The 23,120-nt window shown below is 53.1% G+C and carries 18 protein-coding genes; 8 read left to right on the forward strand and 10 right to left on the reverse strand.

Annotation, left to right across the window (positions count from 1 at the left end):
• Nucleotides 1-7 precede the first annotated feature (7 nt).
• From ACO0LM_RS21680 to ACO0LM_RS21710, 7 genes are all read left to right on the forward strand, one after another.
• Nucleotides 8-1,417 (forward strand): hypothetical protein, encoded by a 1,410-nt coding sequence (locus ACO0LM_RS21680; RefSeq protein ID WP_423039842.1) that lies wholly within the window; start codon nucleotides 8-10, stop codon nucleotides 1,415-1,417.
• Nucleotides 1,417-2,238, forward strand: coding sequence for a hypothetical protein (locus tag ACO0LM_RS21685; protein ID WP_423039843.1), 822 nt, complete (start codon nucleotides 1,417-1,419; stop codon nucleotides 2,236-2,238). Before ACO0LM_RS21680 ends, ACO0LM_RS21685 begins: the two co-directional genes overlap by 1 nt.
• The gene (locus tag ACO0LM_RS21690; RefSeq protein WP_423039845.1) at nucleotides 2,228-3,655 is read left to right on the forward strand and encodes a radical SAM protein; all 1,428 of its coding nucleotides are present in this window, start codon (nucleotides 2,228-2,230) and stop codon (nucleotides 3,653-3,655) included. Before ACO0LM_RS21685 ends, ACO0LM_RS21690 begins: the two co-directional genes overlap by 11 nt.
• The gene (qhpG, locus tag ACO0LM_RS21695) at nucleotides 3,648-5,183 is read left to right on the forward strand and encodes a flavin-dependent monooxygenase QhpG (RefSeq protein WP_423039847.1); all 1,536 of its coding nucleotides are present in this window, start codon (nucleotides 3,648-3,650) and stop codon (nucleotides 5,181-5,183) included. The genes ACO0LM_RS21690 and qhpG overlap by 8 nt, the downstream gene beginning before the upstream one ends.
• A 78-nt stretch (nucleotides 5,184-5,261) precedes the next feature.
• A complete protein-coding gene (locus ACO0LM_RS21700) occupies nucleotides 5,262-6,722 on the forward strand; it encodes a hypothetical protein (RefSeq protein WP_423039849.1) in 1,461 nt (486 codons plus the stop codon).
• Between the two features lie 13 nt (nucleotides 6,723-6,735).
• Nucleotides 6,736-7,452 (forward strand): hypothetical protein, encoded by a 717-nt coding sequence (locus tag ACO0LM_RS21705; protein ID WP_423039851.1) that lies wholly within the window; start codon nucleotides 6,736-6,738, stop codon nucleotides 7,450-7,452.
• 181 nt (nucleotides 7,453-7,633) lie between these two features.
• Nucleotides 7,634-9,382: a phospholipase D-like domain-containing protein gene (locus ACO0LM_RS21710; RefSeq protein WP_423039853.1), complete on the forward strand. Its 1,749-nt coding sequence runs from the start codon at nucleotides 7,634-7,636 to the stop codon at nucleotides 9,380-9,382.
• Between the two features lie 24 nt (nucleotides 9,383-9,406).
• On the opposite strand, the gene ACO0LM_RS21715 is transcribed toward ACO0LM_RS21710, so the two are convergent.
• The 3 genes from ACO0LM_RS21715 to ACO0LM_RS21725 all read right to left on the reverse strand — a co-directional run bounded on the left by ACO0LM_RS21715 (nucleotide 9,407) and on the right by ACO0LM_RS21725 (nucleotide 17,025).
• Nucleotides 9,407-10,936, reverse strand: a complete 1,530-nt coding sequence (locus tag ACO0LM_RS21715; RefSeq protein WP_423039855.1) for a response regulator — start codon at nucleotides 10,934-10,936, stop codon at nucleotides 9,407-9,409.
• Between the two features lie 42 nt (nucleotides 10,937-10,978).
• Complete coding sequence (locus ACO0LM_RS21720) at nucleotides 10,979-12,136, reverse strand: response regulator (RefSeq protein WP_423039857.1); 1,158 nt, start codon at nucleotides 12,134-12,136, stop codon at nucleotides 10,979-10,981.
• 65 nt (nucleotides 12,137-12,201) lie between these two features.
• Nucleotides 12,202-17,025, reverse strand: coding sequence for a response regulator (locus ACO0LM_RS21725; protein WP_423039859.1), 4,824 nt, complete (start codon nucleotides 17,023-17,025; stop codon nucleotides 12,202-12,204).
• A 590-nt stretch (nucleotides 17,026-17,615) separates the two neighbouring features.
• Here ACO0LM_RS21725 and infA point away from each other — a divergent pair.
• Nucleotides 17,616-17,879, forward strand: a complete 264-nt coding sequence (infA, locus tag ACO0LM_RS21730; RefSeq protein WP_110258049.1) for a translation initiation factor IF-1 — start codon at nucleotides 17,616-17,618, stop codon at nucleotides 17,877-17,879.
• 73 nt (nucleotides 17,880-17,952) lie between these two features.
• On the opposite strand, the gene ACO0LM_RS21735 is transcribed toward infA, so the two are convergent.
• The 7 genes from ACO0LM_RS21735 to mdcC are packed head-to-tail and all read right to left on the reverse strand — an operon-like array spanning nucleotide 17,953 to nucleotide 23,117.
• Nucleotides 17,953-18,585: a carboxymuconolactone decarboxylase family protein gene (locus tag ACO0LM_RS21735; RefSeq protein WP_422987840.1), complete on the reverse strand. Its 633-nt coding sequence runs from the start codon at nucleotides 18,583-18,585 to the stop codon at nucleotides 17,953-17,955.
• Nucleotides 18,586-18,619: 34 nt separating this feature from the next.
• Nucleotides 18,620-19,567 (reverse strand): ACP S-malonyltransferase, encoded by a 948-nt coding sequence (locus tag ACO0LM_RS21740; RefSeq protein WP_423039861.1) that lies wholly within the window; start codon nucleotides 19,565-19,567, stop codon nucleotides 18,620-18,622.
• Nucleotides 19,560-20,489 carry a triphosphoribosyl-dephospho-CoA synthase MdcB gene (mdcB, locus tag ACO0LM_RS21745; protein ID WP_423039863.1) on the reverse strand — a complete coding sequence of 310 codons (930 nt, stop codon included), beginning with the start codon at nucleotides 20,487-20,489 and terminating at the stop codon, nucleotides 19,560-19,562. The genes ACO0LM_RS21740 and mdcB overlap by 8 nt, the downstream gene beginning before the upstream one ends.
• Nucleotides 20,483-21,175, reverse strand: a complete 693-nt coding sequence (gene mdcG, locus ACO0LM_RS21750) for a malonate decarboxylase holo-[acyl-carrier-protein] synthase (RefSeq protein WP_423039865.1) — start codon at nucleotides 21,173-21,175, stop codon at nucleotides 20,483-20,485. Before mdcG ends, mdcB begins: the two co-directional genes overlap by 7 nt.
• 3 nt (nucleotides 21,176-21,178) lie before the next feature.
• Nucleotides 21,179-21,889, reverse strand: a complete 711-nt coding sequence (gene mdcE, locus ACO0LM_RS21755; RefSeq protein WP_423039867.1) for a biotin-independent malonate decarboxylase subunit gamma — start codon at nucleotides 21,887-21,889, stop codon at nucleotides 21,179-21,181.
• On the reverse strand, nucleotides 21,889-22,806 hold the full coding sequence (locus ACO0LM_RS21760; protein ID WP_423039869.1) for a biotin-independent malonate decarboxylase subunit beta: 918 nt from the start codon (nucleotides 22,804-22,806) through the stop codon (nucleotides 21,889-21,891). Before ACO0LM_RS21760 ends, mdcE begins: the two co-directional genes overlap by 1 nt.
• Complete coding sequence (gene mdcC, locus ACO0LM_RS21765) at nucleotides 22,803-23,117, reverse strand: malonate decarboxylase acyl carrier protein (protein ID WP_423039871.1); 315 nt, start codon at nucleotides 23,115-23,117, stop codon at nucleotides 22,803-22,805. The genes ACO0LM_RS21760 and mdcC overlap by 4 nt, the downstream gene beginning before the upstream one ends.
• Nucleotides 23,118-23,120 lie beyond the last annotated feature (3 nt).

Consider the following 23,120-nt stretch of genomic DNA (forward strand, 5'->3'; position numbering starts at 1 on the left):
GCCCATAATGTCCATACTGGAAATCCGAATTTTGCCGCCCCTGGCCATTGCCCGCCTGGGTGCAGCAGACGAACCACTGGAAGCATTTGACCTGGAGACAAACCCGGACAATCCACTTGATTATCGCCGCATCGTACCCCGCCCCAGCCTGGAAGTGAACCAGGTAACAGGCGAGATTGCGCGTACCTATGTGCCAGAGCAAATCCGCTTCAAGGATGAAAACAAAAAAATCCGGCCGGTGGCCCCTTTCCTCGAAGTGTATGTGCGTACCACGGAACACCCTGCTGAATTGCAGCCACTGACACCAGATTTGCTGCACAAGGAAGGCTTGAGCATGGCCAGTCTGCACTGGGATGTGGCTTTGGGTAACATTAAACTGTTTCGCCGCACCGGTAAGCCAGATGACCAGATTCACGCCAGTCTTGCAGACATCAAGGATCATGCACGTCACCCCATGACAGGGCATTGCAAGAATTTTTTGCCTGGAAAAACCCTGCCACTGGGACATGTACAGTTTATCAAACCGACCAAGCAATTCCCGGAAATACGGCTACGCTATACACCGGCGGCCGGTATCGTGTACGGTTCACGCAAACACAGGCTGGAACCAGACCAGAACAATGTACCCGTCCTGACACCCGACCCCATCATCGATAGCGATGAACTGATCCTGTACGACGAAAAGAAAGACTGGCTGAATTACTCAGAAAGCGTGGGCCCCGCGCTGACCAATCCTGCCGGCATTTATGCGGGATACGCAGATGCCGATGGCAACCAGGTCAGTTGGGGTTACCTGGATGACGAATGCGATGGTCACGTCCGGGTATTCCTGAAACTGCACGATGGCAAAGTGCTGCATGCGCAAAGCTATATCGGGGCCGGACCACCGGCATTTGCACCCGATACCTTGCCGGTGCGCGTGATCTCTGACGAAATGGAACAATTGCTCTACGGGCCGGAAGTGAAGGAAGACGAGGTCTCACTCGATGATGCCACCGAACTGGTACTGCGGGCGCTGGAAACGGTCCGGTTGATGAATACCGCAGTAATGAACGGCAACCCGGTGAATGGTCGCCTGAATGTGGCCAGCACCATGGTGCGGCAAAACACCAATGACTTTGAACGCTATTACGAACCGATTGCGGCCAGTTCGCTGGTCGATAACCTGGCGTTGCGTGCTTTGCATGAACGGGTCTTCAGCGCCCTGTCTGCCGGTGGTGCACCCTGGTTTGCACAGGTAATGCGCCAGCCGGAAGAAATAGGCGACCTGTCGGCTGCCACCTTGCGCAAGATGCCAGCCCTGATGCGCGGTGCCGATGGCCGCAGCCTGACCTTGACACGCCGCCATATCGATATGGTCATCAAGGCTGCCAAAAATGCGATGTTTGCAGCACCTACGCCAGCAGGAGGTCAATAATGTCTGACAAGAAAACCATCAGTGCCAGCAACCTGACGGCGCAAATCCATCATCGCGGCACTGGCAACCCGGCATCGGTCTTGCCGCGCAGCGCGATTTCCAATTGCTTCCCGGGGCTGGAATTTGATTTCAGGAACTTGTGGCGGCGCGCTTTTGAAGGCATCACTTTGGTTGAAAACAATAACTATGTGGTGGATGCTGAACCGGCCCATGCGGATCTGAAATCCAGACGTCTGCTGCGCTTTGCCGGGCTGGATGCCGGCACCATGGTGGTGACCACCGGGCCAGTGTTTCCCGATGGCAGCTCGGGCACGCTGGCGTCAGTAGCGAATCCGAACGCAGTGTCTTTCATGGAATGGTCCAACTCGATCGCCCGCATCATCCATTTGCAGGGGCAAATGGTGGAATGTGAATTTACTCTTGATAAAGATGCCGACACCGAAGTCTTGTACAGCAAGGATACACCTACCCTCAAGGTCAATTTGAAGCTGCGTCATTTCTTTGAAGCGAATACGGCCTCATTCAATCCGGCCCTGTTACACCCGGGGGAATTGACGCAGGGTTTGTGTGCACCATGGCAAAACGATTACCGCGAATGCGCATGTTATTACTGGGCTGCATCGCGGCCCGACTATGTGAACGTGGAACCTGGTGTTGATGGCTTGTCGCGCGGTGATATGTGGTTTGCAAAAAAACGTACCGGCACCTATATCCCGGATAACCGCACTGATACGCGGCTGTATTCTTACGATGATTTATTCAAGTCCTGGCAAGAGGATTTGCAATTCATCATCCGGGGTAAAGATGCCGATGAGTCCTGATCTGGTCATTGAGCGCGACCCTGCCCCTGAGCATGCGGCCAGGGCAGATGGCAAGCTGGCACCGGCCTTGGCCTTGCGCATCGTCGAAGCATCGCGCCCCTCGCACCGTGATGCGCACCTGGTGGAAGATGCCCAGGGTGCGCAGTTATTGCTGGTGAATGGCAGCAGGCTGTTTCACTTGCCGGCAGAACTGGTGCCAGAATTTCGTGTTGCCGTGCATGCCGACGACCAGCAATTACTGCCAGCACTGATAGACAGCCATGGCTTGCACGCCGAACCGTTTATTGATGATGTGCCACTGTCTTCGCCACCAGTGCATGCCCTGTCGCTGGCAATTGCGCAGAAATGCAATCTGGGTTGCACGTATTGTTATGCGCAGCAGGGTGAGTTTGGCGGCAAGGCCAAAAGCATGGAGTTGCTGAAAGCCATGCAGGCGGTGGATTTATTGCTGGGTCAAGCCGCACCGGGTGCCAAGGTGAACTTGGCATTCATGGGTGGTGAGCCGTTATCGAATCGCCCGGTCTTGCGCAGCGTGACTGACTATGCAAGTGAGCAGGCAGCCAGGCTGGGGGTGCGCTGTCATTTTTCCATCACGACCAATGGCACGCTGTTGCAGCCTGACGATGCCGATTTTTTTGAAAAGCATGGCTTTGCCGTGACAGTCAGCCTGGATGGACCGGCAGAACAACATAATCGCCTGCGCGCCTTTAAAGGCGGCAAGGGTTCTTTCGACCAGATTGTGGAGCGCATCGCCCCATTGCTGCAACGCCAGCGCCAGATGCAGGTGTCAGCACGGGTGACGGTGACGCCGTTCAACCTGAACCTGCCACAAACCCTGGATATGTTTATCAACATGGGTTTTCATAGCGTCGGCTTCTCGCCGCTACTACGTGCATCGAATGGGCAGGCAGAAATGGGGCCGGAAGATATGGCCGACATGCTGCAAGGCATGATCGCCTGCGGCCTGGCATTTGAGCAGCATGTCATGCAAGGCCAACGCTACCCTTTCATGAACATGCAAAATGCCTTGCGTGAATTGCAGCGCGGAACACACAGGCCCTACCCCTGCGGTGCCGGTGCTGGTTATTTTGGGGTGTCTGCCGATGGTGAGCTGGCTGCCTGCCATCGCTTTGTCGGTGACGAACAAGGCAGCATGGGCCACCTGGATACGGGGGTGGACCGAGGCAGGCAAGCCATCTGGCTGAGCCAACGCCATGTGCATCAGCAACAGCCCTGTAATACCTGCTGGGCACGTTACCTGTGCGGCGGTGGCTGCCATCATGAAGTGCTGGCACGCGGACGCCATGCCTGCGACTACATACGCGGATGGCTGCACTACACCATAGGGGCACATCAACGCCTGAGCCACCTGGCACCCGAATGGTTTACCGGCGCGCCAGACAACCGCCATGCCTGATATGGACAACGCGGTCGATATCATCATCATTGGGGCCGGGCCCGCCGGGCTGACCGCAGCTTTGCGTTTGCAACAACTGGGCTACCGCGTACAAATGCTGGAGCGTAGCGCAACCTGGCCGCGCCCACAGATAGGTGAAGCACTGACGCCCGGTGTTAAAAACATCATAGACATGCTGGACGCCAACGAAGCGCTGGCAGCGGTTCCTCACCTGGCGGGCCTTTCTACGCGACTGCGCTGGCGCAGCACTACGCCAGAAATTGCAGGCCACGGCGACGCAGCAGTCATCAACCGTGCCGCCTTTGATGCCGCCCTGCTGCAGTTGGCAAGGCAACGCGGCATCAGCGTATGCATGCCAGCGCGGATCGAAGACATCAGCGGCACGGCAGGCGACTGGCAATTACACATCAGCACGCCTGCGGGCAGGCAGCAAATCACCGCCCGCTTTATTCTTGATGCAGGTGGACGCAGCAATGGAGCACAACAATATGCCTGCGCGCCACGCCTGTCTGCGATGTGGGTGGAACTGGAAGCAGATCAGGTCTTCAATAATATTGCCCATAATATTGCCAATGAGATGGCCAACCTGACCCAGGTCGAAGCACTGGAACATGGCTGGCTATGGGGCACACGCCTGCCCGACCTGCGCTACCGAGTCATGCTGGTCAGTGATCCGCAAACGGCCCATCAAAAGATGCCGGGGCAGGCAGAAAACTGGTTACGATGGAATTGTGCAAACAGCGAGTTATTCAAGACCATAGCGCAAGTTCCGTATGCGAGTCGCTTGCAGGCATGCACGGCAACACCCTACCTGGCGCTGGATAGCTGGCAAGATGGCAGGCTGAAACTGGGCGATGCCGCCTTTGCGCTGGACCCGATTTCATCATCAGGTGTAGAAAAGGCCATGCGCTTTTCCTTGCAGGCGGTGGTTGCAATACATACGCTGCTGGGTAGCACAGACAGTAATCGTTATGAGTGTCATGATCGTTATGAGTTGGCGCGCCACTTCTTTGAGCAAAGGCTGACAGAAACCTGTGCCCGCCACCAATACTGGACGCAGTCATATTATGCGCAAGCCTGGTGTAGCGAACATCCGTTCTGGCAAAGCCGGGCTGGTATTGCCACTAACTGCGCCGACGGCGCTGTTGCCGGGGATGATCACCCCCTGGTCCGGGCCATGCACGAACAAAGTGCGCAACTACGCGACTACCAACCGGCAGAGCTAAAGCCCTTATCCACATTCAACCCCTGTCAGCCCCTGCGCATCCATCCTGCCGCCAGTCTGGCAGAAAGCTATTGCGTGGTGGATGACAGGGTACAAAAGCAACTGGCACTGAGCCACCCCAATCTTGAGCGCCCTATCTCTTTCCTGGAAAACCAGGCTTTATTTCCCAATCTGAATTTCTTGTGGCAACCACAGCCGCTGGCGCATGTATTGCTGAAACTGGAACAAAGCATGGGCAGGCAAACCTCGCAAAAAATCACGGCGTGGTTGTGGCAGCGCGGGGTGCTGGAGAGTTTGGCTTAGGGCGCACTTGTAATTAAACAAAAATCACCTCGACCTAACATGACGAACTAAGTTGGTTTATTTTTTATTGGAGAATTTATGAAAGAACCAGAGTATTTCGAGACGGTCGGGCGAATTGAAGAGTCTTTGCTTAAATGCGCTAAACGAAGCTTTGAAAATTTTAGCAATGAGTTTGTAGACGGTGGTGACATATTTTCCTATTATTCCGCTCAGTGGGAAAAAAATAAATTTAAACTTCGACATCGAACCCCGGTACAGCTCGAACGAGATCGCATCTTATACTCTCCGGGGATGAGAAAACAAACTGAAAAGTACCACGTTTTATACAATGGCCAGCGTCGAATCGTTCGCGCTTACGCGACACATGCTATGAAAATGGCACAAGTAGCGCGTGCAATTGCAAGAGGACTCGAACTCAATCAAGATTTTGCTGAAGCAATAGCATTGGGCTCGAAAGTAGGTGCTGTTCCATTCATACACGCGGCAAAAACAAAGATGACCGAATGGGCAGAATTAAAGCTTAAAGTTTTAGACGCAGAACTTGCACCCAAGAATCCCAAAGACAAAACCAGTCAACAACAACTTGACCTCGCATTCGCTGGATCCGACATTCCTGATCTCGTAAGCGGACTGCGGTCATCTATCGTACTAGATAAAGTCCAGCGCTTCATGCCTTGGGCAGCCGGACAACGAAATGCATCACTCTACTCAAGTGGACAAGAAAGCTATTGGTTGCTTTGCACCAATCCATTTACTTCAGAAGCACGGAAGGAAGCATATTTCCCAGAAACCATGTATGGAGTTTGGCGACATACTCGCGGTTCAAATCCCGGAACGAAACGCTTTAAACACATTGTCAAACTTGCAGGCTCTAGGCGAGGCCACAACCTTATAACAGATGATCATGCAACATTTGAGGCCGTTATAGTTCAATATGCGGACGACATAACTTGGGTAATTGAAAATTTAAACGATGCCAATGAAGTTGCTTTACTAAATGGCCAGAGCCGCAGTATCTACGAAGAGTTAGCTGTAGAAGTAGATGATATTGACCCCAATTTCGACGCTGCAATAAAAAAAAATGACGCTGGCGGCCTCTATACTTATTTTATCGGCGCATTTGTTAAACATTCAAATGCCATCCTTGCATCTGGAGGAGGGGATATGGCAATGCGTGAGTTGCTTCAAAAAGGAGATCAATCAGTTCAAATTGGTCTGTCACCTGAAGCAGATCAAATACTTGAAAAACTTGAATCTTTTCTACATTCTCGAATTTTCACTGAGCCAAGGACAAAAAATAGAAGCGAAATGTTACGAAGCATTAGTGGTGCGTGCATCGAACTTATTTACTGCAGCGACGACGTACTTTCACAGCAAATTCAAGATCAATCTCGACTACACCGTTGGAGTATAGAAGTACAAGAAAATGCAGTCAGGATGTTAGATGATCCAGTCCATCGCATTCAGCTATCAATGGACATTCTGTCTTCGTGGGGAGATCAAGAAATTTACGACTTTGTCGGTATTCAAGCACTTTAATTGGAGCGTCAATATGTCATTCTCTTTATACGCGTCGAAAATTCAATCTGAAGTACTTGCAGATCGTGATGCTCTTGCAAAGGCTTATCGTGAATATCCAGACGCAAATCTTTATTTTTGTATGGTTGATCTGGCACAAAGCAGTAATTATAGATTAACGAAAGGGCCTGAATTAGGTTATATCCGTGGAGAAAGTTTTTTCACCTTGATTGCCTCTGCGACACGCCCGTATGCGGAAGTTCGTGTCTTCAAAGAAATTGGCGATGCTGTTTTGATGTGCTGCCCGGAGTTTCGACCACTGCTTGAAGCAGGTCTTCTGATGTCGCAAGCTGCGCAACAATTAGCCTTTGTTGCGGGCGATTCAAACTACCCATTTTCGGTCCGTTTAGGTATCGATTTTGGAGTTGTTAAGAGACTGAACCGAAGACATGAAGATTATCTTGGCGAATGTATTGATCGACTTGCCAGGATTATGACTGTGCGCTCTACACGTGCTAATTTTTTGATTAGCGAAAAAGCGATTGATCCGAATCGCAAACTTCTAAACGAATATGACCGCATTTGTGATGTTTCTTCTCCAATGCAACTGCAACTAACTGGTGGTAAACAGTTACAAGAACAAGTCATTTATCGCGAATTAATTCCCAAATTGGAATCATCGTCAGATTTCACTGACTTCTTTGTTGCGTGGCGCAAAACAATAGCACTTTCCAGTAGCCAAATCACATAGAAAATGCAAAAAAATAAACCTAAAAAACTTTACTTTTGACGGTCAAATAGTACGTACTAAAATACGATGAGCAAAGAAATCAAACAAAGCGCTTTAGAAAATTTGGCTTAGACACATATCCATCGCGGATACAAAAATAAGTTCATTACAAAAGATATGATTCACTAACTGGAGAAGCGACATGCCTGGCAATCTAAGTACTTCTATCAATCCTACTTCTGCGAGTTCCGGTGCCCTCACCGTGCGTGCTTATAGTGGAGACCAATGTGTGATGTTGGCCTTTAATGTCGATGAACACAAGAAAGCAGACCTGGCTGGTTTTTCCATACGACGGCGCTTTAAAGATGGCAGTTGGAGCCCGCTGCTCAACAGGCTATCGTTCACATCGGATTACACCAGTGAAACCACCGCCGAAGACAGGAAATGGCACTCGTCTGAAGATGCGCCTTTCCAGAAGTTCTGGTGGGTCGATTTTCCGGCAGGCGATGCCTTTGGCGAATATGAATATGAAGTGGCGATCAAATCATTTTCAGCCGCGCATACCAGTGCCCTGACCACGGGCGACACGGTCAGTATCAAAGTCATGTGTCAACCGTTTAAACAAAAGAACTTTGAACTGGCGTTTACCAGGGGCTATTTATCATCGCAGGCTTACACCGACAAATTTGGTACGAAAGCTATCGGCCCAAATCCAAAGACGGTTGACTTCCCTACCGCCGACTATGTAGAGCAATACCAATGGCTGGGCGCACATGCGCGGGTAGCCATCATTGATTTCCTGAATGAATGCTACCTGAATAAAGACGCCACGCTGGATGCCATGGTGTATGACTTCAATGAACCGGATATAGTCCGTGCGCTGACGGTTCTTGGCAAGAAGGTCCGCATCGTGATGGACAATTCTGCTACCCATGTCGGTGCTAAAGCACTGGAACCACAGGCTGAAGCACGGTTACAAAAATCGGCCGGAAAGGCAAACGTAAAGACCGGGAATTTTTCAAGATACCAGCACAATAAAGTCTTCATCATGCGTGTCAAGGGTAAGCCTGCACGCGTACTGACTGGCTCGACCAATTTTTCTGTGACGGGCCTGTATGTCAATGCCAATCATGTCGCCATCTTCGATGATGACGATGTGGCACAGCTATATGCCCAGTCCTTCGAAGCTGCCTTCAATGGTGGACTGAGTACGTCTGCATTTACAGCAGACAAGATATCCCAGCAAGAATATGCCATTAGCAAACCTGGCCTACCTTCCAGCGTTTTCAGCTTCGCACCCCACAAGAAAAATACGTTTTCGCTGGACAGACTGCAAAACGAATTGAACACGGCGAACAGCTCTGTCCTGTTTGCTGTCATGGCACTGGTAGGCAAAAGTTCTGTGCTGGATACACTGAGGACGATTCACGATGATGGGAAAATTTTCTCGTATGGCATTACCGACAATCCTGGCGGGGCAGACGGCGAGAAAAATTCAACAGACGAGACTAAGTCCGTTTCCGGCATACAAGTCTATTCACCAGGAAAACCTGGTGTATTGGTCACGTCGGCAGCCTTGAATAAACTCGTGCCGCCCCCCTTCAACAAAGAAATGCAGGAAGGCCTGGCACATAAAATTCACCATAAGTTCGTGGTGGTGGATTTCAATGACACCAATCCGGTGGTCTTCTTTGGATCATCCAATCTGGCAGAAGGTGGCGAACAAGAAAACGGTGACAATTTGATTGCCATTTACGATCAGGAAATCGCTACCGTCTTTGCGATTGAGGCGGTAAGACTGGTGGACCACTACGCGTTCAGGGCCGCAGTCAGCACCGCACAAAAAGCCACTCCGCTCAGACTTAAATTCAATGATGAAGACTGGTCAAAAAATTACTATACACCAGGACATATCAAATTCAAGGAGAGGATACTTTTCTCAAAGTCTTGAAAACGCCCGCGGCTTACTGAAGGTTCACGCCACTGCCGGTTCGCGCAACAGGCATACGGTGAGCCGGGTTATATTCTCACCCTCATGGCTGTCCATGGCAATGGTGCCGCCTTGTGCCTCTGTCAGCAGTTTTGCTGAATAGGTACCAAGGCCGCTGCCGCCAGTTTTACCCGCCGTTGCACCACGGTCAAAAAACCTGTCCAGCATGCTTGCAGGCACGGCACCGGTATTTTCTATGACGATACGCAGAGGTGATTCTTCATGCAGGCTCAGTTTGATACGGCCACCTTCGGGTGCTGCTTCGCAAGCATTCTTTAGCAGATTATGGAATATGGCATGACACAGAACCGGGTCACCACTTGCGTTGGCGGTGAGGTGAATCTCATCGACAAATACCAGTTGCCGGACAGCGAAAGCAGACTGTACCAATTGCAGCACCTGCTGCAGCAATCGGCCTATATCCACAGCGACTGGCTCCAACTGATAGCGACCCGTTTCTATCTTGAACAGGTCAGACGATAAGCTGATGGTATCCAGTGCCTGCACTGCCGCTGCTTCGATTTCACTTAAACGCCGCGCTTGCTGTGCACCCAACTGACCATCGTCAGGAAAGTCTTGCAACAAGCCGATAACACCGGCCAGCGGCCCACGTATATCATGCCGCAGCATGCGGTCCACATTTTCGCGCAGGCGGGCATTGACCAGCATGGTGTCGTATTCTTGCTGGCGCTGTTTGTGCATCTCTACGTAGCGGATGAAATTCCTGACCCTGACTTGCAGAATTTCCGGATCTATCGGTTTACTGACAAAATCCACTGCGCCCAGGTCAAAACCCTTGCGTCGTGAATTGTCATCGCTGAGTGCGGTGACAAAAATCACGGGTATCAATTCACTGTTTGGATGTTCGCGCATTTTCTGCGCGACTTCAAAACCATCCATTTCTGGCATCATCACATCCAGCAAGACCAGGTCTGGCGGATTGTCTGACTGGCAGATCGTCAATGCGCGTTTGCCATTATCGGCAATGCGTACCCTGTATTCATCGGCGAACAGGTCGGCTATCAATCTCAGGTTGAGATGGGTATCGTCAACCACCAGGATGCTGGGTAACTGTGCCGGTTTGGGTGTTTCGGTAGTCACCGGTTCGGGCGCAGCGGGCGAGCGACTGCGGCGCAATGCGCCGACGATCTTGTCTTCCATGCGCTGCGCGGTGTAAGGCTTGACCAGCAGGTCAGACACGCCGTTCCTGACCGCCTCGGCGACCCGATCACGTTCCACTTCAGCCGTCACCATGATCAGGGGCAAATCTACCAGTTTGGGATCGACCCGCACGGCGCGCAATAACTCCAGTCCATCCATGACTGGCATATTCCAGTCGGTCAAGACCACATCTATCTTGCTTCTGCGCAGAATTTGCAAGGCTTCCAGCCCGTTTCCCGCTACCTGAATCTGTTCTGCCCCCAAAGCCCGCAATTGTCCTGCCGCCACCTGCCGCATGGCAGAGATGTCATCCACGATCAGGAAAGTGAGCTTGCTGAAATCCGGTTTATGCATAGTGGTTTCTCAGTATGGCGCTGGATGCTTGCGAATGACGACTCAGGGTTGTTCGGCGATCCATTCCAGCCGTTTTTGCTGGTCCTGGATATCGGCGTCACTGTCGGTATAGCGGGTGGCAATCGCATGGAAATCCTCCTGTATTTGCAGGAAGGCATCCACCATGTCGGGATCGAAATGCTTGCCACGACCTTCGCTGATGATTTCCACCGCCTTTTCGTGTGACATGGCAGCCTTGTAGACACGCCGGCTGATCAGTGCGTCATACACGTCGGCCAGGGCCATCAGGCGGGCTGAAACCGGGATGGCATCACCAGCCAGACCTTGCGGGTAGCCGCTACCGTCCCATTTTTCCTGATGCGAATAGGCGATCTCTTTGGCAAAATCCAGGAACGCTACCTTGTAACCCAATCTGCGTTCTGCCTGCACGATGGCGTCACGCCCGAGCGCGGCATGGGTTTTCATGATTTCAAATTCAGCGACATCGAATTTGCCTGGCTTGAGCAAGATGCGGTCAGGAATACCGACCTTGCCGATGTCATGCAAGGGTGCCGACTTGAATAATAATTCTATGGTGGAGCTTGTCAGGAAAGCAGAGAAACGCGGGTGGCCCTGCAGTTTTTCTGCCAGCACTTTGACATAAAACTGTGTGCGCAAAATATGGTTGCCGGTTTCATTGTCACGGGTTTCTGCCAGTGATGCCATCATCAGGATGGTGGCATCCTGGATTGCCCTGGTTTCTTCTGTGCGACGGGCGACTTCCTGTTCCAGGAATTCATTCTGGTCGCGCAAGAAATCGGCAGACGCTTTTAAGGCAAGATGGGTTTTCACCCTGGCCAGGACGATGGGTGGACTGATGGGTTTGGTGATGTAATCGACGGCACCGATTTCAAAACCGTGGCGCTCATCATCCTGCTCTGCTTTGGCGGTCAGGAAAATCACCGGGATATCGCGGGTTTGTGGGTCGGCCTTGAGCTGGCGGCAAACTTCATAGCCGTCCATGTCTGGCATCATGATATCCAGCAATATCAAATCTGGCGGTGCGTCAGAGCGTGCCACCTTGAGCGCCCGTGCGCCACCAGGGGCCACCTTGACCACATAATCGTCCTGCAGCAAGTCGTTCATGACAGACAGGTTTTGCGGCGTGTCATCCACCACCAATATGGTGGGTTTGGGTAAACCAGCTTCCAGATGGATCATTTCAATACTCCCCATGTTTGAGAATGGTGGAAAATTCAACAGGTTTGCTGCGGGCTTGCTGTCATTTATTCAGCCTTGCTGGTCTGCACATTGACGATCTGCGTGCGGGCTTCATTCAACACCAGCAATGCCTGTTCATAATCAAACTGTCGTATCAGTTCAGCGATTTGTTTGAAATGGCTGGGCAGGGCGGCTTCCAGCAAGGCCTCATGCTGTTCAAGTAGCCGTTCTGCTTTGGCATTGTCATCTGCCAGCAGACCGGCCAGCTCATCACTGACCAGCTTGAACCTGGTCATGTCTGCCACCGTGGTAACTTTTTGTTCTTCTGGTGGTAATTTATCCAGGATCGCTGCCACCTGGCGCGCCAGTGTTTCGGCTGTCGCGGGCAGTAAAGTTTCTGTCGGCTGCGCCGAGCGCAGTGCCAGCTCCAGTTCGCCACTGATTTCCTGCAACCGGGTGGCGCCGATATTGCCTGCAAGACCCTTGAGGGTATGGGCCAGACGTTCTGCTGTTGCGCTATCGCCCTGCTGCAAGGAGGTTTGGATTTGTCGTGTGACGTCAGCCTGGCTGCTGACAAAGCCGCGCAACATTGCCAGATAGCGCGCATGTTTGCCCAGTACCCGGCGCAGGCCGGCTGCCACATCCAGCCCGTCTATCTGATCCGGGAAGCCTGCTTGCACATCCGCTGCATGTGTTGCAGTGGTGGTGTGATGTGCAGCCTGAAGTCCGGCTGTATCGACAGCCGAACCTGCAACTGAACCTGCAACTGAGCGTGCAGCCGAACGTGGCTTAATCCAGCGCAACAGCACGCGCCATAAATCGTCCGGTTCTATCGGTTTGCTAAGGAAGTCATTCATGCCCGCACCGAGACAGCGTTCTTTGTCGGCCTGCATGGCATTCGCGGTCATGGCGACGATGGGCAAGCCGGCCAGGGCCGGCAATGCACGCAGGCGCGTGGTCGCTTCGACGCCATCCATCTCTGGCATTTGCATATCCATCAAGATGAGGTCGTACGCATGCTGCTGCGCCATGTTCAGCGCAATACTGCCATTGTCGGCGACTTCAACGACGAAACCTGCATCTGCCAGCAACTCGCAGGCAACTTGCTGGTTCAGTTCATTGTCTTCGGCCAGCAAGATGCGGGCACCACGAAGCGCGCTGAGTACTTCCATACCATGGGCATTGCTGTCGTCTGCCTTTTCGCGCTCTTCGGCATAGACACCGCCGAGCAGGCGTATCAAGGTATCGAACAGGATGGAAGAGTTGACCGGTTTGATGAGCACATGCTCTATGCCTGCGTCCTGGGCCTGTTTCAAGACTTCATCGCGGCCATACGCTGTCACCATCGCCAGCTTGGGTTCATCCTGCAATTGCAGGGCGCGGATACCGCGAGCGGTACCGATGCCATCCAGACCGGGCATCTGCCAGTCCAGCATCACCACGTCATAAGGCTGCCCTTGTCTTGCGGCGTCCTGTACCATGCGCAAGGCTTGTTCGCCGGATTCTGCGGCACCGGTAAGGAAGGTCATGGAGTCGAGTAATTCCGTCAACACCGTGCGGGCACTGTCATTGTCGTCTACCACCAGGATGCGCTTGCCGCGCAAATCGGGTTCGGGCAACAGGCTGCGTTCGATCACATTGCCCTTGCCCAGTCTGGCAGTGAACCAGAAGGTGGAACCCTTGCCGTGTTCACTTTCGACCCCGACCTCTCCGCCCATCAATTGCGCCAGTTGTTTGGAAATCGCCAGGCCCAGGCCGGTACCACCATATTTGCGGGTGGTGGATGCATCGGCTTGCTGGAAGCTCTGGAATAATTGCGCTATCTGCTGTTCTGTCAAACCTATGCCGGTATCTTTGACGGCGAAATACAGGAGCACACTGTCATCATCCTGTTCATGCAGACGGATGATGATGTCGATTTCACCGTGTTCGGTGAATTTGACTGCATTATTGGCATAGTTAATCAATATCTGCCCCAGCCTGAGGCTGTCGCCTATCAGGTTGACGGGAACATCCTTGCTGATATCGAACACCAATTCCAGTCCCTTGGCAGTGGCCTTTTCGACGATCAGGTTAGCCACATTGTCGAGCAATTGCTCCAGGTTGAAATCGGTTTGCTCGACACTCAGCTTGCCGGCTTCTATCTTGGAAAAATCCAGCACATCATTGATAATGCCCAGCAAATGTTTGCCTGATAACTGTATTTTTTCCAAATAGTCGCGCTGGCGCGGCGTCAGTTCGGTCTTCAGGGCGAGATGGCTCATGCCTATGATGGCATTCATGGGCGTGCGTATTTCGTGGCTCATATTGGCGAGGAAATCGGATTTCATGCGCGTGGCATCTTCTGCGATTTCCTTGGATTTTTGCGCCGCGGCCTGTGCCCGTTTTCGCTCTGTAATATCGATCAGGGTAAACTGGAATAACTGCCGTCCCTGATGCACGAACACCATCAGGTGCACCTGCGCGTCCCATGGTTCCCCGTTTGCACGCTGATGTCGCCATTCAAACACGGCCCTGCGCTGCACCAGGGCTTGCTCTATGTATTCAGCGGCCACCACCGTGGAAGGGCGTCCGTCATACTGGGTTGGTGCCGACACATCGATGGTATTCATCTGCAACAATTTTTCCCGGCTTTGATGCCCGTACATCTCGACTGCGGCCTGGTTGCAGTCAACAAATTTCTTGAGTACGGGATCAAAGATCACCATGGGTACATAAGAATCCCGGAACAAGAGCTTATTGTAGGCTTCGCTGTCCCTGATGGCATCTTCCGCATGTTTGCGTTCAGTCACATCCTGGCTGTAGCCGTTCCAGATCAGTGTGCCATCGGCATCAAGCGTGTCGGCGTACGCAGTAGTCAACACCCAGCGCAAGCCGTTTGGCCCACGCACCCGCACCAGCAATTCGCCCGTCGCTTTGGCGACGCCATCCCTGGCTTTTTGTGTGCTTTCACGCAAGGCTTTTGAGGCGGCCTCGACATCTTCTGGCAAGATATTGCGCCAACGTGCATCTGCATCCTGCATCAATTCTTCCGCGCTTACGCCCAGCACCTGCTGCGCCGGGCTACTGATGAAGTTGTAGCGGCGCTTGCCGTCGGCACTGACTTGCATCTGGAACATGGCCAGCGGCAAGGCATCGGACATGGCGACCAGCTGGCGCTTGGTTGCTTCGGCCTGGGTACGGGCACTTTCCAACGCCGTTTCAGCCAGTTTGCGCTGCGTCATGTCAATCGCAATCACGATGGTCGATGTGTATTTTCCCGTCTCGTCCCGAACAGCAGACAGGCTGACGTCTGCCCAGCGATGACTGCCATCGCGATGTATGTAACGCGCTTCCAGTCTTTGTGTATTGGCCCCTTCCTGCAGTTTGCTGGCAGCATTAAAAATCAGGGTCCGGTCTTCGTCCGCCACGAGATGGCCTGGTGCTACGTTGGGCAATGCATCCAATTCGTAGCCGAGAAAATCTGCAAATGCCTGGTTGGTATCGCGCTGGCCATCTTCTGTCATGTTCAGGATGCCGACCGGAGCATAGTCAAAAATCGCACGGAAAAACTGCTCACGCCGCGACAATTCGGTCCGGCTTATTTCCAGCTCTTCAGTGCGCTGGGCAACCTTGGCTTCCAGGTTGGTATTGGCGTCGGCCAGGCGGCGGGTGGCATCGCGCAGCATTTTCCGCATGGTTTCCTGCGCTTCACCCAATTGCCAGATTTCTTGCCAGCGTCCATCGGATTGCACGGCTTGTTCCAGGTCCAGTTGGCCTATGCGCCTGCTGTCCGAAGTCAGGCGTTCCAGCGGGCCGACAAATTGGCGCGCTATCCATGCCGCCATCAATGCGCCAGCCAGCATGACCGCCAGCGCCAGTTCTATCAACACCTGGAAATCGGAGCGACTACCGGGAACAAAATCTTCTTCTGGCGCGACCACGCCCAGCCAGACTTCGTTCTGCCCTATGGAAAATGGCCGGAACAGACTGTACCAGGCCTGCCCATCGACGTCGTAACGCAATAGTTCATCAGGTTTGTTGCGGATATCGTGCCAGCGTTGCAAGCCCTTGGCCAGCGGTGCTACCCCCAGATCAGCAACCGGCTGCAAAATACTCGCCTTCAGGCTATCGTCATCCTTGAAGCGCGCATCTTTCGGCAAACCCATGATGCGGCCATCCGGATTCAAGATCACGCCTATGCCACTGCTGCCTGCCACTACCTTGGTGGTGAAACGCGACAGGCTGAGTAATTTGACGTCATGGCTGATGACATAGCGGGTGCCATTGGCGGCAGTCCAGCGCATGGATGCGGTAATGCCCGGTTCCTTGGTGGTGAAGAAAATATACGGTGCTGTCCAGGCAATCTGGTCATCGTTATTCAACGCCATGGCAGCTTTGAACCAGGGTCGCTGGCGCGCATCATAATCGCGTTCGCGCATTTCGATATTGGTCAGGTGATGCTGTTTATCCCAACTCAGCCAATATGTTTTTTTGCCAAAATGTCCGGGATCGCTGATGCGATTCACCCAGGTACCATCTTCATTCAGCAGCAAGAGAATTTCACGTCCGGATTCGGTAGCGATCAATGCCGAACTGATCTCGGCATGATTGGCTATCACGGAAAATAAATAATTATTAAAAGTAGGCAAATCATCGACATCCAGCAAGCCTTGCTCACCCCAGTCCTGGCTGGTGCGCAAGGTGGTTTCGACCATACCAAACAATTGCTTGACCCTGGCACTGAGTTCGCTGCTGGCTTGCGCCATCTGGGATTTCGCCAGCGCGGTCACGGCAGGCGTGACAATGAATTTGACGGCGCTGAAAGCAAAAATGATGAGCAAAAAGACTATCAATATGGATACGCGCGTGATCAGGGCACGGCGTATGGTGATTCGGCGACTTTTCATAATAAAATCTGGAATCTATTGATAAAAAAACACCGTATCACATAGATTTAGGGCACGCAACAGCTTTTCTGAAGTAGTTCTGATAATTTCATAAAAGCAACAAATTATGTAAAAACCATGCTTATATATTCATGAAATAACTATGCGGCCGGGCACATGTCGATGGATCGCGAGCCTATTTTGATGGTAAACCAACATCAATGTCGTGTTTTTATTAACGAACTGCAAGCAAATGCGTCGAAATTGGTGCAAGGGAGTATAATCCGGATATAACTGAATTTCGCGCATCTGAACAAGCCGGGTTTTCGTATTTGCTATCCCGACAGCACACTGCGAAAAATGATTCGTCGCCCTTTGCACTGCTTATCTGCCTTTGTATCTACGCACTGTGATGACCTGATGGCCACAGCCATGGGTACACAGCCTACTTCATACTCGATGCACCGGTTTTCTGGCCTGACAGGCTGATGGCCCAATTGCCCGATTACCAGCGAGTTCACCGTATTCCCTTGCAGATGATCGCGATCATCTGTTCATTTGAGACGCCGTCTGTGTGCTGTTGTCTCACCTACTATAAAGATGAAAAACCCATGGCAAAAGAAGAACTGTTGGAAATGAGTGGTCAAGTTGAAGAAGTGCTGCCCGATTCACGTTTTCGTGTGAATCTGGAAAACGGTCACAAGCTGATCGCTTACACGTCCGGCAAAATGCGTCAGCATCACATACGCATACTCGCCGGTGACAAGGTGACGCTGGAATTATCACCCTATGATTTGAGCAAGGGCAGAATTACTTTCCGCCATATTGAAACACGCGGACCATCTGGTGGTGGTCAGCAGCGTCGTCGTTACTGATAGATAAGTAAATAAGCAAGTAAATAAATAAGAAGAAGATATGGGGCATTGGCCCCATATTTTTTATGCTTTTCTATTCAGGAAAGCGCACCAGCTTTTTCCCATCCCTGGGTATCTGATACTGCGCCACATTCATCTGCATCGCCAGCAAGGTGTAATAGGCATTGATGCCAGTCAGATCGACTATCCCCTTGTTACCAAAACGTTTTTCTGCCCGTGCATAAGTGCGATCTGATACACGTTTGTTCTTGTGCAGTTCGGTCGAAAAGTCATAGACAATTTCTTCATCCTCAGTCATGCCCACCGGACGCCTGCCGTCGGCGATGGCGGCTGTCACTTCGGGCTTGATGCCAGCCTTCAAGGCGATGGGATGATGCACATACCATTCATAATCTTGTGACCATTCACGTGCGGTGATCAGTATCACCAGTTCGCTGAGGGTAGTACCGAGCGCGGACTGATAACGCAGATAATCGCCCATGGCACGTGCCTGCGTCATGACTTGCGGGCTATACATCAGCGGTTCAAAGGGACCAAACACCGGCACTTTGCGCGTCGCCAGGAATTCTTCGGCAGCTTTTTTCTGTTCTTCCGTATATTGTGATGGCGGGATGGTAGGCAGGCGTTCGGCAGCCTGGGCCAAAGTATTGATAGTCATGGCGAGAATAAAGGGAATGAAGATAGGTATCAGTGTAATGCGTTTCATGCTGGCTCCTGACGACGTTGACTACGGTAAAATTTCAATTCTCCCGCTGGCGTTGCACCCACTGCACAACACCTTCCAGACTGCGGAAATCTGCCACTGAGCGGCAAGCGATCTGCGGATGACGTACCTGCAACATTTTTGATAAAGCTGAACCTGGACCCAGTTCCAGCGCAAAACGGACACCGTTTTCTGCCAGTGCATCCATGCAGGCATGCCACTGTATGGTCTGTGTCATCTGGGCCAGCAAACTGCTGCGTATCGCTGCCATTGTCGTGACCAGCTCCCCGGTAATACCGGCCAGCACGGCGACATCCGCGTCGCGCATCGCGGCATTGTTTAGCGTATTTTCCAGCACTTGCGCAAAGCCGGGCACAGCTGCCTGCATCAATGGCGTATGTGAGGCGACGTGTACCGCAATTTCAGTATAGGTAATATCGTGTCCGGGCAGAGTCGCTATGTGTGGCATGGCAGCCATGAGTTGCGTTTCCAGGCCGGCGACAATCACCTTGTTGTCTGCAGTGATGATCGCGACATGCAAATCATGGCTGGCAGCGAAATGCCGGATATCCGCCACAGCGACACCCGAGATGGCCAACATGCGTTGTGGTTGCAGTACGCAAGCCTGCATCAGGGCCGCACGTGCCGTGGCCAGTTCCAGTGCCGCATGTACGTCGAGACTACCACTGACAGCATGGGCCGCCACTTCGCCCACGCTATAACCGGCAACCAGATCCGGTGCAGGCAAGCGTTCTTTAAGCGCCAGCCAATGGGCCAGGGTGGCGGCAACCAGCAGGGGCTGGGCATAACGGTTTTCAAACAGAAGCTCTGCCGATGACAGCACATCTGCCAGCGTATGCCGATTAATGGTTTGTTTCAACACGTCCTGGATAAAACTGGCTGCACCGGCATGTTGCCTGGCCAGATCAAACATCTGCGCTGACTGTGCACCCTGTCCCGGACAAAGCAAAGCGAATTTATTCATGAGCAATGCGGATAGAAAATGCCTCGGCACAATGATGCACAAAGCAGCTTGCGGCCAGCATGTCTGCTGCCCCACCAGGTGACAGCCTGCGTGCGATGAACTGCTGATGACAGCGTTCAGCCATGCCCAGCCACTGCGGATTGGCGGTGCCCCCCTGATCCAGAAACTGCTGCGCAACATTTCTTGCATAGGCGATCCCCTCGACACCGCCACGATGATACAGATTGGTGTCGCTGATATGTGCCATCAAGGTAAAGAAACTGTCCACTTGCGCCTGATACAGGCTGCGCCCCTGGTGCAGACTTTGTTGCAATCGTGGCAGCGCCAGTTCGAAGATGGAGGGGAAACCCAGCGCCGCCTCTTCCCTGGCACCACTGGCTGCATAGTGCTGTGCAGCCCGCTGGCCATGACTGTGGGTCTCACCCACAGGTGGCACACTATGCATGCTCAGCGCCTGTCCCCATTGCGAGATAATGGCTTGCCGTAGCACGGTAGCCGTCACAGCCTTGCCACGGCCCAGGCAATAACCGGCAGCAGCACTCAGCATACCCAGTGCAAAGATGGCACCTCGATGGGTATTGATGCCCCTGGTCGCCTGCAGCATGCGTTGTTCTGCGGCGATACCCAACAACTTCAATGCCTGGAAGTCGGCTGCCTGTGCACCGGCGATGGTGATGTGCCTGAAATAATGGCGTAGCGAAAACAGGCTGCGCATGAAGCATGCAGCATCCATGTCATGATGGCTGCCATTATCACGCAGGGACACCAGGCCAGGTTTGGGGTACAGCACCAGTTCGGCATACAGGCTGCGTACTGCCAGTCTGGCGATCTGCTGGGCATAGGGATATTGCCGATCAGATTCTCCAGCTTCTTGCCGCAATGGCAAACCGGAATCAGCAAAGGTCTTTAGCTGCGTCAGCATGGCAACTCAGCTGCAGGCAAATGCGCAAGCAAACTCTGGCGGGTGCGCAGGCTGGCGCCGTGCATGTCTTTGACGATGACACGTTGCTGGTTGAATTCTGGTTCTGTATCAGCGGGCAGTACCCATTCCCTCCAGGCGACCGCAGCTTCACCGGGGAACACGATTTCACCATCCAGCGGCAAGCTTAGCTGAAATTCTTGCAGCAACGCCAGGCCTGCACGCAATTGCGACTGATGAAAAGGGCGAAACAGGATGTCGATATCAGATGTCGCACTCAGATAGTGTTGTCCGGTTAAAAACTGCATCGCCAAAGAACCATACACACGCAGCTTGATACCTTCCAGCAGTGCCTGTTGATGCAGGTTCTGTAACGCAGCCTGCCAGTTGGCGGGAGCAAGCGCCAGCACAGTATGCAAGGACAGGGCCGACTGATGGACGGCAATGTGTTCAGCCTTGACGATGGCGGCAAACCTTGGCTTGTTACCGTCTACAGGTGGCAGCGGAAAACCTATGCAGACTTCATCTTCTGCTGCCTGCAGATGGCGGCGCGTAACGACGGCGGGCCATTCCTGCTGTTGCCATTGTTTGAGCATGTCTGGTGCTGCTGCCGTCTGCAACACCACAGCCCAGGCTTCATCGGAAAGCCAGACCAGATCATGTCTTTGGAATTGCGCAATGCCATCCATGCTTTAATTTTCTTGTGCTTGCAACAGGATGGCGTCAATCACCTGCTGCGCCATGCGGCGACCAGCGCGTTGCTGGCCCAGTTCGCTGCGCTGGTCACGTGCGTCGGCCTGCGCCAGGGCCGTGCACAGGCAAGCTGCAAGGTCACCATCCCAAATGGCTTGTATGCCGCCCATGCGCTCATAATTCCTGGGGCCGGGGGCAAATACCGGATTATCCTGCGCCAGTTCGGTCAACCTGTCTTCCGCGACCTTGGTGATGCGCGCCATGGCAGGCAAGCCCATGACACGTATGGTCGCTTCTGGCAAGGCATAGCAGGCATCGGCCATCATGCCGCTGGTGATGAAGCCACCAGACAATGCCTGGTCATACACCAGGGCAATGATTTTGTGGCCGGACTGCCTTGCCAGTTCCAGGCATTTCCCCAGATGCGCCATATAGCTGTTAATACCCAGCATTTCATCGCGATGACGCAAGCGCTGGCCCTGGGTATCCACCAGCAAGAGTATCGGTCTTTGTGGAAAGTCGCGCACGGTCGCCAGCACGGCTCTGGCCTGCGCCAGGGCAATCTCTACACCTATGGGTGTATGGCCGCTGGTACCGATCACGCTGATGGCTTGCCCATCGACTTCTGCAGTACCAGAGATGAAATCATCGGCGATAGTGACCTGATGGCCCTGCGGGAATAATTGCCCCAGCAATTGCATGCTATCCATTATTGCCCTCCATCCGTATCCGCATAGCGATGCTTGTTTTGCCTGAGTCCGGCTGTCAGTTGCAGGAAAGTCTGGGTATCCAGCATGGCCAGCTCTTCCGGTTTTTTGACACCCATGGCAGACCAGATATCCATCGGTTCTTTCTTGTCGCCAAAATCTTGCAGGCGTTCGGTCAGCATGCGCTGTTCTGCTTCCAGTTCCAGCACACTGAGTGCGGCTTCGGTAAGGGTATATTGCTGCATGGCTTGTACTATCGCGGTCTTGAACGCAGCATCGTCGTCGGCCACCAGCATCTGGCAATCGCCAAGCAGGTATCGGTGTTTGCCCCCCGTAGTACGCCATACCAGTGCACGGTCACGTGAATCAAATTCTTCGACGCCGTTGGCGGTTTCTATGACTTCAGGGCCGGACATGGCCAGCCTGGCTTCTTCCGACATGATGATGACATTTGCGCAGCGCGAGACGATACCCATGCCACCGAAGCAGCCATTGCTGCCACCAATGACGACGATGACGGGTATGCCAGCCGCACGCACGGCCAGCAGGGCACGCATGACTTCCGACACGGCAATCAGGCCTGCATTCGCTTCATGCAGACGCACGCCACCCGATTCTGCCAGCAGCACCAGCGCTTGCGGTTTGTGGATGATGGCAGCGCGCATCAGGCCAACCAGCTTGGCACCATGCACTTCACCGACCGCGCCACCCATGAAGCCGCCTTCCTGCGCCGCGACATACACTGTTTTCCCGTCCAGCCTGCCACGACCGATGATGACGCCATCATCAAATGAGACAGGTGCATTCAGTTGCGGCAGGTGCGGACTGGTCCATTGTTTGGCAGGCGGCAAAAACTCTGTGAAATCGCTGATCAGAGCCGCCACCCTTTGCCTGGCTGTTGCTTCCAGATAGCTGCTCATTTCAATTGCTCCAGACAGGCTTCTATCGCCTGATCCATGCGCAGGCTGACGACCGCCGGGGTGGCACCCATGTCATTGATGGCGATGCGGCAATCGGCCAGTTGCCAGCGCTGGTTAAAGTCATGCATCACCGCTTGCCAGATCGCGCCAAAGCCAACTGCGGCAGTACTGATTTCTATTTCGCAGGTCGACTGCAAATCCAGTGACTGCACCAGCACTTCCAGATTGCCCGAACTGACGACGCCGACCAGTTGCGCTGCTGACCCCAGCTTGCGCTGCCCTTGTTCAAAACGGTATACCAACGTTTCCATGAT

Source organism: Undibacterium sp. Di26W (genome assembly GCF_049340265.1).
GTDB lineage: Bacteria > Pseudomonadota > Gammaproteobacteria > Burkholderiales > Burkholderiaceae_D > Undibacterium.

Bases quoted from the DNA above. Each gene is read 5' to 3' on its own strand.
- ACO0LM_RS21680 (WP_423039842.1), top strand. From the start codon at position 8: ATGTCCATACTGGAAATCCGAATTTTGCCGCCCCTGGCCATTGCCCGC.
- ACO0LM_RS21685 (WP_423039843.1), top strand. From the start codon at position 1,417: ATGTCTGACAAGAAAACCATCAGTGCCAGCAACCTGACGGCGCAAATC.
- ACO0LM_RS21690 (WP_423039845.1), top strand. From the start codon at position 2,228: ATGAGTCCTGATCTGGTCATTGAGCGCGACCCTGCCCCTGAGCATGCG.
- qhpG (WP_423039847.1), top strand. From the start codon at position 3,648: ATGCCTGATATGGACAACGCGGTCGATATCATCATCATTGGGGCCGGG.
- ACO0LM_RS21700 (WP_423039849.1), top strand. From the start codon at position 5,262: ATGAAAGAACCAGAGTATTTCGAGACGGTCGGGCGAATTGAAGAGTCT.
- ACO0LM_RS21705 (WP_423039851.1), top strand. From the start codon at position 6,736: ATGTCATTCTCTTTATACGCGTCGAAAATTCAATCTGAAGTACTTGCA.
- ACO0LM_RS21710 (WP_423039853.1), top strand. From the start codon at position 7,634: ATGCCTGGCAATCTAAGTACTTCTATCAATCCTACTTCTGCGAGTTCC.
- ACO0LM_RS21715 (WP_423039855.1), bottom strand. From the start codon at position 10,936: ATGCATAAACCGGATTTCAGCAAGCTCACTTTCCTGATCGTGGATGAC.
- ACO0LM_RS21720 (WP_423039857.1), bottom strand. From the start codon at position 12,136: ATGATCCATCTGGAAGCTGGTTTACCCAAACCCACCATATTGGTGGTG.
- ACO0LM_RS21725 (WP_423039859.1), bottom strand. From the start codon at position 17,025: ATGAAAAGTCGCCGAATCACCATACGCCGTGCCCTGATCACGCGCGTA.
- infA (WP_110258049.1), top strand. From the start codon at position 17,616: ATGGCAAAAGAAGAACTGTTGGAAATGAGTGGTCAAGTTGAAGAAGTG.
- ACO0LM_RS21735 (WP_422987840.1), bottom strand. From the start codon at position 18,585: ATGAAACGCATTACACTGATACCTATCTTCATTCCCTTTATTCTCGCC.
- ACO0LM_RS21740 (WP_423039861.1), bottom strand. From the start codon at position 19,567: ATGAATAAATTCGCTTTGCTTTGTCCGGGACAGGGTGCACAGTCAGCG.
- mdcB (WP_423039863.1), bottom strand. From the start codon at position 20,489: ATGCTGACGCAGCTAAAGACCTTTGCTGATTCCGGTTTGCCATTGCGG.
- mdcG (WP_423039865.1), bottom strand. From the start codon at position 21,175: ATGGATGGCATTGCGCAATTCCAAAGACATGATCTGGTCTGGCTTTCC.
- mdcE (WP_423039867.1), bottom strand. From the start codon at position 21,889: ATGGATAGCATGCAATTGCTGGGGCAATTATTCCCGCAGGGCCATCAG.
- ACO0LM_RS21760 (WP_423039869.1), bottom strand. From the start codon at position 22,806: ATGAGCAGCTATCTGGAAGCAACAGCCAGGCAAAGGGTGGCGGCTCTG.
- mdcC (WP_423039871.1), bottom strand. From the start codon at position 23,117: ATGGAAACGTTGGTATACCGTTTTGAACAAGGGCAGCGCAAGCTGGGG.